The sequence below is a fragment of the Phytoactinopolyspora endophytica genome (assembly GCF_004138495.1).
Classification (GTDB): domain Bacteria; phylum Actinomycetota; class Actinomycetes; order Jiangellales; family Jiangellaceae; genus Phytoactinopolyspora; species Phytoactinopolyspora endophytica.
In genome coordinates this window covers 278620-290269 of record NZ_ML142850.1, presented here as the reverse complement: position 1 = coordinate 290269, position 11650 = coordinate 278620, and the positions used below count along the sequence as shown (strand labels likewise).

Annotated in this window: 12 protein-coding genes; 4 read left to right on the top strand and 8 right to left on the bottom strand. The window is 68.5% G+C overall.

The annotated features are described in order from the left end of the window. From ELR45_RS04685 to ELR45_RS04670, 4 genes are all read left to right on the top strand, one after another. A partial coding sequence (locus ELR45_RS04685; protein ID WP_205855959.1) for an aminomethyltransferase family protein occupies positions 1–1101 on the top strand: 1101 nt, incomplete at its 5' end. Positions 1102–1164: 63 nt separating this feature from the next. After that, the gene (locus tag ELR45_RS04680) at positions 1165–2055 is read left to right on the top strand and encodes a methylenetetrahydrofolate reductase (protein WP_129663854.1); all 891 of its coding nucleotides are present in this window, start codon (positions 1165–1167) and stop codon (positions 2053–2055) included. Continuing rightward, the gene (purU, locus tag ELR45_RS04675; RefSeq protein ID WP_129663852.1) at positions 2052–2927 is read left to right on the top strand and encodes a formyltetrahydrofolate deformylase; all 876 of its coding nucleotides are present in this window, start codon (positions 2052–2054) and stop codon (positions 2925–2927) included. The genes ELR45_RS04680 and purU overlap by 4 nt, the downstream gene beginning before the upstream one ends. A 63-nt stretch (positions 2928–2990) precedes the next feature. After that, a complete protein-coding gene (locus ELR45_RS04670) occupies positions 2991–3203 on the top strand; it encodes a hypothetical protein (RefSeq protein ID WP_129663850.1) in 213 nt (70 codons plus the stop codon). A gap of 576 nt (positions 3204–3779) precedes the next feature. Here the strand turns inward: ELR45_RS04670 and ELR45_RS04665 are convergent. The 8 genes from ELR45_RS04665 to ELR45_RS04630 form a co-directional block, all read right to left on the bottom strand. Next, on the bottom strand, positions 3780–4424 hold the full coding sequence (locus tag ELR45_RS04665; protein ID WP_129663848.1) for a class I SAM-dependent methyltransferase: 645 nt from the start codon (positions 4422–4424) through the stop codon (positions 3780–3782). Positions 4425–4653: 229 nt separating this feature from the next. Continuing rightward, the gene (locus ELR45_RS04660; RefSeq protein ID WP_129663846.1) at positions 4654–5247 is read right to left on the bottom strand and encodes a hypothetical protein; all 594 of its coding nucleotides are present in this window, start codon (positions 5245–5247) and stop codon (positions 4654–4656) included. A gap of 33 nt (positions 5248–5280) precedes the next feature. Next, on the bottom strand, positions 5281–5937 hold the full coding sequence (locus tag ELR45_RS04655; RefSeq protein ID WP_129663844.1) for a response regulator: 657 nt from the start codon (positions 5935–5937) through the stop codon (positions 5281–5283). Beyond that, positions 5934–6935: a sensor histidine kinase gene (locus ELR45_RS04650; protein ID WP_129663842.1), complete on the bottom strand. Its 1002-nt coding sequence runs from the start codon at positions 6933–6935 to the stop codon at positions 5934–5936. The genes ELR45_RS04655 and ELR45_RS04650 overlap by 4 nt, the downstream gene beginning before the upstream one ends. 66 nt (positions 6936–7001) lie before the next feature. Continuing rightward, on the bottom strand, positions 7002–7838 hold the full coding sequence (locus ELR45_RS04645) for an MBL fold metallo-hydrolase (protein ID WP_129663840.1): 837 nt from the start codon (positions 7836–7838) through the stop codon (positions 7002–7004). Between the two features lie 151 nt (positions 7839–7989). Then, entirely contained in the window at positions 7990–8550 is a 561-nt protein-coding gene (locus ELR45_RS04640; protein WP_129663838.1) for a dihydrofolate reductase family protein, read from the bottom strand. 103 nt (positions 8551–8653) lie between these two features. Continuing rightward, positions 8654–9022, bottom strand: coding sequence for a YciI family protein (locus ELR45_RS04635; protein ID WP_129663836.1), 369 nt, complete (start codon positions 9020–9022; stop codon positions 8654–8656). Between the two features lie 137 nt (positions 9023–9159). Further along, the coding region (locus ELR45_RS04630) for a helix-turn-helix transcriptional regulator (RefSeq protein WP_205855957.1) at positions 9160–11650 on the bottom strand (2491 nt) is incomplete at its 5' end.

Below are 11650 nucleotides of genomic sequence, written 5' to 3'. Positions count from 1 at the left end.
GAGGGGAACCTGGTCGGCGACAACATCCTCTTCCGCAACGAGGAGGATGAGTTCCAGGCGGTCGGCATCCCGCCGACCATCAACTGGCTCCAGTACCACGCGGAGACCGGCGGGTACGACGTGGAGATCTGGCGGGACAACCCGTCGTACGCCCGAACCGGCGACCCGGTCGTCTACCGCTACGAAGTGCAGGGTCCCGGTGCCATCGACGTCATCCGGGACGTGCTCGGCGAGAAGCCGCCCGCCGTCAAGTTCTTCCACGGCGCCCGATTCACGATCGCGGGAAAGACCGTCCGCGCCCTTCGGCACGGGATGGCGGCCGAGCCCGGCTTCGAGTTCGTCGGGCCCTGGGCGGACCGGGACGCGGTCGTGGGCGCCATCCTCGAGGCGGGAAGCAGGCACGGGCTCGTGCAGGTCGGCGGCCGCGCCTACCTGACCAACTCGCTGGAGTCCGGTTGGCTGCCCCGGCCGCTGCCGGCCTTCTACGCCGGCGAGAGCAGCGCCGGTTTCCGGAGCTGGCTGGATGCCGACGAGATCGACGCCACCGTCTCCCTCGGGGGGAGCTTCTACTCCCCACAGGTCGAGGACTACTTCTTCTCGCCCTACGACGTTGGCTACGGCCGCATCGTGAAGTTCGACCACGACTTCATCGGCCGAGCGGCGCTCGAGCAGCAGGTCGCCGGAGGACGGTCCGAGCAGAACCGCAAGGTGACGCTCGTATGGAACGGCGAGGACGTCGAGAAGGCTTTCGGGTCGATGTTCCGTCCCGGGGTCGGCGCCAAGTTCATCAACCAGCCGATCGCCCACTACGCGACCTACCACTACGACCGGGTCGAGTCCGGAGACGGCGCCTACGTGGGCCGGTCCATGCACACCGGCTACTCCGCGAACGAGCGCTGCATGCTGTCGGTCGCGGTCGTCGACGCCTCGGTAGCCACGCCGGGCACCGAGGTCACCCTCGTCTGGGGTGAGCCCACACCCTCGTCGAAGCCGGCCGTCGAGGAGCACGTCCAGGTGCGGATCCGTGCCACGGTCCAGCCGGCGCCGCTCGTGGCCAAGGCGCGCGGGGAGTACCGCTCCAACACCGCCGTCGGCGCGTGACGTCCTTCGTCCCTCGTCACCTGAAGAAGCATCCGCCTCCCGCTACTGGAAAGGACCCGGACCATGTCACGCATCGCGTCTGCTGAATACCCCACCGCCGCCCTGCGCCTGATGGACGGCTTCTCTCTCGAGATGACAGGAAAGGACGTCGCTGGGCTGGAGGAGGCACACGCCTCCACACCCCCCGGGACCCGGATCAACGTGACCTTCCTGGGCAACGAGGATCTCGAGATGCGCATCGGCGCAGCCGCCGCTGTCGCCCGGGCCGGGTTCGTCCCGGTCCCGCATATCTCTGCCCGCCGGCTTTCCTCGCAGGCTCAGCTAGAAGCCTTCCTCGCCAGGCTGCAGGCGGTCGGGGCCACGGATCACGTGTTCGCAGTCGGTGGGGACCCGGCCCGTCCCGAGGGTCCCTACCCGGACGCGTTGTCGGTCATCCGCTCCGGAGTGCTGCAGCGCCATGACGTACAGGAGGTGGCGATCGCGGGCTACCCCGAAGGCCATCCCGAGATCCCCAACGATGTGCTGTGGGAGCACCTGGAGGCCAAGCACGCCGCGCTGGCGGAGCAGGGTCTGGCAACCGTGCTGCTCACGCAGTTCGCCTTCGACACCGGCCCGGTCATGGCGTGGATCCGCGAGGTGCGCTCGCGAGGCATCGACGCCCAGATCCGGATCGGGACTCCAGGCCCAGCGGGGGTCAAGAGGCTGATCTCCTTCGCGCGGCGCTTCGGCATCGGCGCGAACGCCATGATCGTCAAGAAGTACGGGTTCTCGCTGACCAACCTGATGGGAACCGCAGGACCGGAGCGGTTCATCGGCGGCCTGGCGGCCGATCTGGACGCCGACCCAGACGCCGGGGACGTCAAGCTCCACTTCTACACCTTCGGTGGCCTGCCTGCGACGTCGGAGTGGGTCAGCTCCTACGTCGGGGACATCCAACGGCAGGAGACGGCATGACCCTGCACACGCCGGAGCTGCGTGATCACGCGTGCCTCATCGTCCACGGTCCCGATCAGATCGGCCTCGTCGCCGCGATCTCGGCTGTGTTGACAGTCAACAAGGCGAACATCGTCTCGCTGGACCAGTACACCGACGATCCGGATGGGGGAGCGTTCTTCCAACGCGTCGTCTTCCACCGGGAGGGACTCACGGCGGTCATGCCGGACATCGAGGCGGAGTTGGACGAGACGCTGCGTACCTACGGGATGACGTGGACGCTGACGGACCAGTCCGTCCCGGAACGGATGGCCATCCTGGCCTCGACCACCGACCACTGCCTGCTCGACCTGTTGTGGCGGCACCGGCGAGGGGAGCTGCCGGTGACCATCCCCATGGTCATCTCGAACCACACGAACACCGCAGAGGACGTCCGTTCCTTCGGCGTCCCCTTCCACCACGTGCCGTCGCAGGGGCCGGACAAGACCGAGGCCGAAGCTGAGATCCTGCGACTACTCGCCGGCAACGTCGACTTCGTCGTCCTCGCGCGCTACATGCAGATCCTCTCCGAGGGGTTCATCGATGCCCTCGGCGTCCCCGTGATCAACATCCATCACTCCTTCCTGCCTGCCTTCATCGGGGCCGGCCCCTACAAGGCGGCCAAGGAGCGTGGGGTGAAGCTCATCGGCGCCACGAGCCACTACGTCACCCCAGAACTCGACGAGGGGCCGATCATCGAGCAGGACGTCGTCCGGGTGACGCACGTCGACACCGCGGCCGACCTGCAGCGGCGGGGAGCCGATGTCGAGCGAGACGTCTTGTCCCGTGCGGTGACCTGGCACGCGCAGAACCGCGTCGTCCGGCACGGCAACCAGACCATCGTGTTCCAGTGATCCGGCGCTGAGCCGACGGGCGGTGCGGACGGCGCAGGCTCGGCCGCAGGGAGGCCTCGAACGATGCTCGACGTTCAGGAGGGGTGGACGACCGCCGACCTGGCGCACATCGACGCGGTCGTCATCTCACCCGGACCGTTGGCACGGAACGGCGAGTTTCCTGTGCCGTTGTTGAGGATTGGTGCCAGCTACCGAGCGCGCCGCTCCGACATCCTCGACGCTCTGGCCATAGACGATTCCGAGAGCGTCGAGAATGCGACGAAGCTCGTGTCGTGATGCTCTACAGCCGGCCTCCCCCGGGGGCCCAGGGGAGGCCGGCCGCATCCGAGGCGGGTGTACGCGGCGGGAGATTCCGAGACGCTCCGGTACGCAGTTCTGCTTCTGACCAGCACGAACGACACGGAACAGTGTCCTGCGTCACCGCCCGACATGCCTGACCGAGGTCTTACAAACCGGACGTCGTTGGTTCGAACCAACTGCGCCCACGACACTTACGTGCAGGCCAGCCCACAGGCAGGCGTCCAATGCTGCGTGGGCTGTGTCACTACGGTGTCACTCCGAACCGGGTCAAATGACCTCCACGAGCGGTGTGCCGATGACGCGGCCGCGAGCGCTTGCCAGGTGATGGTGGCCACAGTTCGTCGATGTCGCGCGGATTGTGGAATGGTGGCCGAATGTGATGCGATTTCCGGCTCAGGCTCCTCAACCGGGCGTACCCTGTTCCATTTCCCAGAGCATCCGTCGGGCCACCTTGCTATCGAGCAGTCGAAGCCCGCGCTCGGCCCAGCCTCGTGGCGCCTCGTCGGGCGAACCGAGCTGGTCTGCAAGTAGCCGATAGAGCACTGGCGGCTCTTAGGAGGGACGGCGTGCGAAAAGAAATGCTTGCGGAACTTGCCCGTCCGGGTCGCACAGCCACTGAGCCTCGATCTCAAACCCAGCGTCACGCAGCCAGGAAGCCACCTTGTCAGGCTGACGGTGGTGAACGTAGACCGTCATTGGGTGGCCTCCATAACCCTCCGTCTTCAGCCGCGAGGTGTCACCGACGTGAAACCCGAGCTGCAACGGTCCGCCTGGACGCAATACTCGGCGGAAGTGCGCGAAGACCGTCGGCACCTCGTCGTCGGGGATGTGAATCAACGACCACCAGGCGAGCAGGCCCGCCATCGAAGCGTCGCTCAGGTGCAGGTCTGTCATCGAGCCCACCTCGAACTGCACGTCGGGGTAGTCACGCCGGGCCACGTCGATCATCCCTGGAGAAAGATCGATGCCGAAGGCGTCGACACCGAGTCCGTGCAGGTAGACGGTGACGTGTCCGGGGCCGCAGCCGACGTCTGCCACTGGCCCCCCGCCAGCGGCCCGCACACGATCAGCGAACACCGCCAGAGCGGCGCGAAGGTGAGGGTCACCGGCGATGGCGTCACGCAGTTGGTCGGTATAGCTGACAGCGACCGTGTCGTAAGAGGTTCGGGTGTTGGCCAACCAGTCGTCCGTGGTCATGCCCGACACGATATTCCATGATCACAATCTCGTCGGCAGTGGCCGGCTATCTGGAGTCGGCGAACGAGCGGCTGGCGGACTGGTGCGGCCGCTCCGGCTTCGAGCAGTCCGAGGAGCTGAAGCTCCCCGGCGACCGTCGATGTACCCGATGTGGCGAGAGCCGTTCGCAACGACGAACCAGTGACGATCGCCCCGGAACGGCCGACCGCCGTGCCGGGGCCCACCCGGATCAATCCGACGTCGAAGCGGCCGTGAGCGTTTGCGACGTGCGGGCTCGTCGCCGGGAGTACTGGAAACTCAATGCCAGCAACAGCGGCCCCCAGACCACCATCGGCGCGTATGCCAGAAGCTGCACTGTGGTGGCCGCCCCGGGTTCCATCTGGGAATCGAATGCTGTGCCGCTCATCGCCAGCACGGCGGTCCCAACGGTCCACATCGCAGTCATCGCGACCCCTCCGAGGACTCCGCAGACGGCGGGCAGCCACGCGGGGATGGCCCAGCCGCGCAACGGCCACGCCCAAGGCGGCATCACCTCTCCCCAGCGCTGGACCAGGGCATACGAGCAGAGTGCGGCAATCTCGGATACCACGCTCAGTCCGAGCAGGTAGGCCGCGCCGTCGAGCGTGTCGAGCTGGGACCGTTCGATCCAGGCCCGGTCGTAGCCCCACGGGATGCCGACGATGATTCCCAGCCGCCAGAGCGCGGCGGGCAGGGTCACCAGGGAGATGACGTGGGCGGCTCGGATCGCCCATCGCGGCGTGCCGGGAGCGGTGTCGTGCCACAGTGGGCGGTCGTCGTGTCCCGTTCGAATGCGTCGTGTCATCGGCCAATGGTCACCGGCCACCGGCTGCGGCGGCTATGTGCCGTTCGGCCCAGATTCGGGTCTGCTGCTCCACACCGCGGCGGCGAGGCTGACCCGGTTCCGGGCGCCGAGCTTGCGCTGAACGGCTGCGAGGTGGTTCTTGACCGTGCCCGGAGCGATGAAGAGCGTCCGTGCGATCTCGGCGTTGGTCAGACCGTCCGCGACTGCCTCGGCGATCTCGCGCTCCCTGCGGGTCAGGCCCGCCACGGCCCCAGGCTCGCCGCGCCGACCGAGCCGGTCCAGCAGCCGGACCGTGATCCGGGGGCTGATCAGGGTGTCTCCGGCGACAGCGGCCCGGATCGCCGAGACCAGCAGGTCCGGGTCGGAGCGCTTCAGGAGGAATCCGCTCGCGCCGCCCCTGAGCGCACCGTGGACGTACTCGTCGAGGTCGAAGGTCGTCACCACGACGACGCGGAGCGGGTCGGGTCGTCCGGGACCGGCAAGCGCCTCGACGACCTGTATGCCGTCCAGGACCGGCATCCGCACGTCCACCAGCGACACGTCGGGACGCAGGCGTCGTGCCTGTGCCACTGCTTGGCGGCCGTCGCCGACCTCGGCGACCACGGTCATGTCCGGTTGGGCGTCGACGGCGGCGCGGAACGCCCGACGAATCGGCGGCTGGTCGTCTGCGATGAGGACACGGATCGTCATCGGTCGCTCCTCGGCAGCGGCAGGGTCAAGGACATGCGCCATCCGTCGCCGTCAGGGCCCCATCGAAGGTCGCCGCCCGCCTCTTGCGCGCGTGCTTCCAAGGCCGCCAGTCCGGAGGCCGGACCGGGGACGGGGCCGCGTGGCCCGGCGTCGGTGACGTCGACTTCCAGGCGGTCGTCGTGGCGCGCGAGGGCCAGGACCGCGGACGTTCCCGGATCGGTGTGACGGCGCAGGTTCGTCAAGGACTCGGTGACCGTGCGGGCCACCAGCGACCGCACCGGAGCCGGGAAGTCGTCGAAGGAGTCCCAAGCGCCGTCCAACCGCAGGATCGGTCCGTGCGCGTATTGGAAGCGGCGCACCAAGGCTTGCAGCGCGGCCAGGTCGGGAGTGTGGCTGTCCCGCGTGTCCCCGCGCAGGGCGCCGACGGTGCGGTCCAGCGACGCGAGCGAGCGTTGACCTGCCCGCTCGATCTGCTCCAGGAGCTCGGCGTGCTCCGTCCGGGTGGCGAACCGCGCCGATTGGGCAAGGGCGACGACCTCACTGATGTCGTGGGCGACATAGTCGTGCAGGTCGTGGGCCACGGCCAGCTGTCGGCGATGGGCCCCCGCCTCGGCCGCCGCATCCCGGGCGCGCGCCAGGAGACGAAGCACGACTCCGGCGGCGGCCGACACCGTGGCCATTCCGGCCCACAGTCCGATGGCGACGGCGCCGCTCGACCAGCTCTCGGTCGACGAGGGCGAGTAGCGGAGCACGAGCACGGAGAACGCGATCATCGGCGCGAGCGTGGCAGCCACCGCCGCTGCCCGTGCCCAGCGCGCCATCACCGCCACCAGCACGGCCAAGGCCACGGGTTCTAGCAGCATCCAGGGCCGGGGGCTCTCGGAGTCCAAGGGAGCCAGTGCGACCGTCAGCCCGATCGAGACCACGCTCAGCACCGCACTGACCAGCCAACCGTGGCCTGCCACCATTGCGGCCACCACCGCGCGCTTGTGCGCCATGCCCACGACTGTAGGCGAGCACGCGACGATATCCGCCTGCGACTCGAACGTGTCGTGAGCCGATCGCTAGCCGGGAAAGCCGCCGCGTTCGTTTCGTTCGGCGAGGCGCTGGACCTGCCCGACGGATATTTCGCTGACCCACTCCCAGCCGGGCTTGGCCGTTGGGCCGACCCGCGGGTCATTGGGAACTCGGCCCTCACGCAAGGCGAGCACGTACGCCCGATCCATCTCGATCCTGGCGCGTAGCTCATCGGCTCCGCCGACTGAACCGTGGCCGGGGACAACGACATCGACATCGCCTGATATGCCTTCGAGCAGCCGCAACCCGACGAGGTATTCCTCGATCGGGTCATTGGTGTCATTCAGCCCGTCGAGATTTGGAACCAAGACATCAGAGAGCATGTCGCCGGCGACGAGCACCCCACGTTCCTCGATGAACAGCGCCGCATGGCCCGGGGCGTGCGCCTGATGCTCAATGATCTGGACTCGGGGTCCCTCCCACGGAATTTGCGCCGTCTCGGCCGGCAGGCCGGTGATGAGGCCGAACAGGTCCAGCGGTGTCTCCTCGGCGATTTCCGGCGGCAGTCCCTCGGCGGCACGGGCCTTCCAGTCCGGGTCCGACCGCACCTGACGCATATGCGCCGCACAGCGCGCGGTGCCGTATCGGGGCGCTTCGCCGAGATCGGGGTGCCAGAGCACATGATCCCAATCAGGATGCGTCGAGAAGCCCGACACCACGCTCTGGCCCAGATCGCGAAGGTCGCTCGCGAGGCAGGCCATCTCGGATCCTGTGACCCCGGGGTCGATGAGCAGCACGCCGGCCCGGCCCTGCACCACAACGGCGTTGTTCTCGAGCAACTCGCTCTGGTGGGTCAGCACACCCTGCGTGACCTGTCTGAGCATGTCACTCCTCCTATGTGTGGTTGACGATCGCTTTCGGTAGCGTTCATAGCTTCCACGCTCGCCTTGTCCGTATCTATGTCCAATGTCGGCTCTCGTTGGACCGATAGATATGGTTCAGCCCGACATTCGTTCAACCGGGCCGCCTTGATCCCTACGCTGCTGCAGCAGGGAGGAAGCGAACGTCCACCTCGGCGACGGGTTGCGAACCTTGGGCGTGTCGGAGCCGGATCGGTTGCCCGCCCGGGTTGTCGAACACTCGAATGCCCTCCCCGAGCAGGATCGGTGCGATGTGCAGGTCGATTTCATCGATCAGGCCCCTTTCGAGCAGTTGGCGGCCGATCGTCGGCGAGAGGACCTCGAGATTCTTCCCGTTCGCAGCTTCCAGCCCGACGCGCACCGCCTCGGCCACGTCGCAGTCCAGGAACGTGACACCTTCGGCGGGCGTGGCGTCCTCAGGGTGGTGGGTGAGGATGAAGATCGGCCCCTCCCAGGCCGCGCCATAGGGGCGAGCGGTCGGGTCGAGGTCCCAACCGTCCCGGCCGCCGAGGACCGCACCGGTGGTCTCGATGTATTCCTGCTCCGCGCCGGGGCGGCCGGTGAACCCGGTCATCCAGTCCATGGCGTGGCCTGGTCCCGCCACGAACCCGTCCAGTGACATGGTGAAGTGAAACAGGACCTTGCCCTGGGCCTGCTGCGGTGCAATGTCGAACATCACAAGCTCCTTCGCTTCTCGTGCCACCGCATCGGCGGCGGTTTCGTTGAGAGCTCCACCGTGGCAGTCAGCTCGAGTGTGTCGGCGTCCGATCGGCGCCGTTTCAGGCGGCCGGCGCCTCTTGGAGGGCACGCACCTCGACTCGGCTCCGCAGTGCTCGGGAGGCCTGCTTGGTCCATTCGATCGCGTCGTCGTCGTTGTCGGCCTCGATCACCCAGAAGCCGCCGAGGTACTCGTCGGCCTTCACGAACGGACCGGGTGTGAACTCTGGACCGTCGCCCGTGGCGTCCACCGTGGTCGCGGTCGACGGCGGGTGCAGCCCGCCGGCGAACCGGAAGGCGCCGGCTTCCTGGAGCGCGGTGTTGAAGGCCCCCACCTCTGCCATCATCTGCTGCAGCTCAGCGGGGTCCATGCTCTCCATCGTCGGCTCCTCGTCGGAGTTGTGCGGGAGGCTGAGGAAGTACTGCGTCATCGTCTTCTCCTTGGTCGCAGGTGAGTCCCTCGGTTCGGGACCGCCCTGTCCTGGACACTACGGAGGATTGACGCGGTGGCGCATCAGTCATCGTGACTGGCATCGGAGGGCGGACTACTGACCTCGGGCAAGGAGGTTCAGATCTCGGCGACGAGGTTGGCCAGCTCGCTGCGGGCGGTGACGCCGAGCTTCGGGTAGGCCTTGTAGAGGTGATGGCCGACCGTACGCGGACTGAGATAGAGCTGTGCGGCGATCTCCTTGTTGGTGAGCCCGGAGGCAGCGAGCTGCACCACCCGCAACTCCTGCCCGGTGAGCAGGGTAAGGGGGCCGCTGCCGCGCTTTTCTTCCCTGGCGCCCCCGAAGGCGGCGAGCTCGCCGTGGGCGCGTTCGGCCCACAGGGCCGCGCCGATGCGCTCGAAGGTGACAGCCGCCGCCTCGAGGTGGGCCCGGGCCTCGGTACGGCGCCGCCGCCGACGCAGCCACTCGCCGTAGACCAACCGGGTGCGAGCGAGGTCGTACGGGCCGCCGTACCGCTCGTGGAGCAGCAGCCCTTCGGCGTAGAGCGCTTCGGCGCCGTCGTCGTCGGCCAAGAGCGCGCGGCAGCGCAGCGCGAGTCCGGTGGTGACCGGGCGCTCGACCTGCTTGGCCCAGTGCGCGAATTCCGTCAGCGCTGCTTGCGCCCGATCTGGTGCGTCGCCGCGCACGGCCGCCTCCACCAGGTCAGGCACCGCGCGCATCAGCACGTCGCGGCGGGCGGGGCCGCGGCAGACCCGTTCGAGTCCGTCGAGAGCGACCTCGAACCGCCTGGCGGAGAGGTCGAGCATCGCCAGGCCCCAGGCCGCGATCTCGGCGTTCACCCGGTGCCGGTTCCGGGCCTCGGGGAGCACCTCCGCAGCCAGATCCCTGCAGCGGGACTCCTCGCCCGACACGGCGCGGAGCCACACTTCGACCGAGCGGTGGGCGAGGCTTTCGGTCGAGTTGCCAAACTCGTCGCTAATGGCCGCGCCTTCCGCGACATGCGCGCGGGCGTCCGCGAATTCGCCGCGGAGCAGCCGCGCCACCGCCAATACGTTGAGGGTGTACGGGACCCAGCCCAGCGCCCCTGTCGCCCGCACCTGGGCCAGCATGTCCTTGGTCCCGGTGACGACGTCGTCGTCAGCGGCGATCAGGAGCCCGCCGAACCCGGCGGTCATACCGTGCATCAGGTCGAGGTCGCCATTGCGCACGGCGGCCTGAAGGTCGCGCATCGGGCCGACGGCTCGCTCCGGGCGCCCGGCGAACAGTTCCGCCCATCCCAGGAGGGCGGAGACCATGGTCGCACGGCCCTCTGGCTGAGCGAGCCCGCGCATCAGCTCCGCGGCGCGTTGCAGGAGGTCGTGCGCCGCGCCGTGCCGGGCGGCGTGCATGGCTTCGTAGAGAGTGAGCGTGGCGCGCTCGGGATCGGTATCTATCACCAGCGCGCCGGCTTCGATCGTCAGTTCCGCATCGGTCCGCGGCGAGGTGCGCTCGTACGCCACGGCGCCCTGGACGTAGATGGCTTCGGCTCGGATGCCGGGGTCGGCGGTCAGCGAGAGCGCTTCGGCCGCCAGCCGCGCGGCGCGGTCGGGCTTGCCCGCATCGAACGCGGCCTGGGCGGCCCTGGCAATTCGACGGGCCTTCAGCTCCGGGTCGGTACTGAATCGGCCGGCGCGCTCGTAGGCAACAGACACCGCCATCGCACTGCCACGGTGCCGGGCACGCTCGGCGGCGCCTTCGAGCTCGATCGCCACAGCCTCGTCGGGAGTGGTCGTGGCAGCGGCAAGGTGCCAGGCGCGCCGGTCGGCGTCGGCGTATTCGCTCAGCGCGTCGGCGTACGCGCGGTGCACATCGACCCTTTGATGCAGCGGCTCGCCTCGATAGGCGGCCGCGCGCACGAGTGGATGCCGGAACGCGATGCGGCTCCCGATCCGGACCAAGTTGGCCCGCTCCGCGGGAGCCAGGTCAGTGGCAGCACCGCCGAGGGCCTCGACCACCCTCAGGATCGTCGCGAGGGGTGCCGCGGAGTCGGCCGCGGCCACCAGGAGTGCTCGTCGCGTCGGTTCGGGAAGTTCGGCGATCTGCCGGCGGAACGCTTCTTGGACGCGGCGGGGAACGGGCAGCGTGCCGACCATTCCGGCCGGGTCGGACAGGCCGGTGTCATCGGCTTCGCGTCGGATCGATCCGAGCTCGATGATCGCCAGGGGGTTACCGGCGGATTCCTCGAGCACGCGGGCCCGCAACGGGTCGGCCAGTTCCGGCGCGTGGCCGTCGAGCACTCGGGCGGCATCGGTCGCGGCGAGGCCCGACAGGTGAACGACCTTGACACCTGGAGTCTCGAACGGCATCGACGTCTCGCGCACCGCGAACAGCATCGCGATCGAGTCGGCCTCGAAGCGACGGGCCGCGAACAGCAGCGCCTCCGCGGAGCCCTGGTCGAACCACTGCAAATCGTCGACGACGCAGAGCAGTGGGGCCTCCTCCGCCATATCCGCGAGCAACGCCAGGGTGCCGGCGGAGATCAGGAACCGGTTCGTCTCGCCGCCTTCATTCAGCCCGAAGGCGCCGCGCAATGCCGCGGCCTGAGGCCCCGGCAGTGCCTCCAACCGGTCC

What these genes read in the sequence shown, in the direction of transcription:
- ELR45_RS04665 (WP_129663848.1), bottom strand. Translation starts at nt 4,424, where the DNA reads ATGACCACGGACGACTGGTTGGCCAACACCCGAACCTCTTACGACACG.
- ELR45_RS04640 (WP_129663838.1), bottom strand. Translation starts at nt 8,550, where the DNA reads ATGTTCGACATTGCACCGCAGCAGGCCCAGGGCAAGGTCCTGTTTCAC.
- ELR45_RS04680 (WP_129663854.1), top strand. Translation starts at nt 1,165, where the DNA reads ATGTCACGCATCGCGTCTGCTGAATACCCCACCGCCGCCCTGCGCCTG.
- ELR45_RS04650 (WP_129663842.1), bottom strand. Translation starts at nt 6,935, where the DNA reads ATGGCGCACAAGCGCGCGGTGGTGGCCGCAATGGTGGCAGGCCACGGT.
- ELR45_RS04635 (WP_129663836.1), bottom strand. Translation starts at nt 9,022, where the DNA reads ATGACGCAGTACTTCCTCAGCCTCCCGCACAACTCCGACGAGGAGCCG.
- purU (WP_129663852.1), top strand. Translation starts at nt 2,052, where the DNA reads ATGACCCTGCACACGCCGGAGCTGCGTGATCACGCGTGCCTCATCGTC.
- ELR45_RS04660 (WP_129663846.1), bottom strand. Translation starts at nt 5,247, where the DNA reads ATGACACGACGCATTCGAACGGGACACGACGACCGCCCACTGTGGCAC.
- ELR45_RS04670 (WP_129663850.1), top strand. Translation starts at nt 2,991, where the DNA reads ATGCTCGACGTTCAGGAGGGGTGGACGACCGCCGACCTGGCGCACATC.
- ELR45_RS04655 (WP_129663844.1), bottom strand. Translation starts at nt 5,937, where the DNA reads ATGACGATCCGTGTCCTCATCGCAGACGACCAGCCGCCGATTCGTCGG.
- ELR45_RS04645 (WP_129663840.1), bottom strand. Translation starts at nt 7,838, where the DNA reads ATGCTCAGACAGGTCACGCAGGGTGTGCTGACCCACCAGAGCGAGTTG.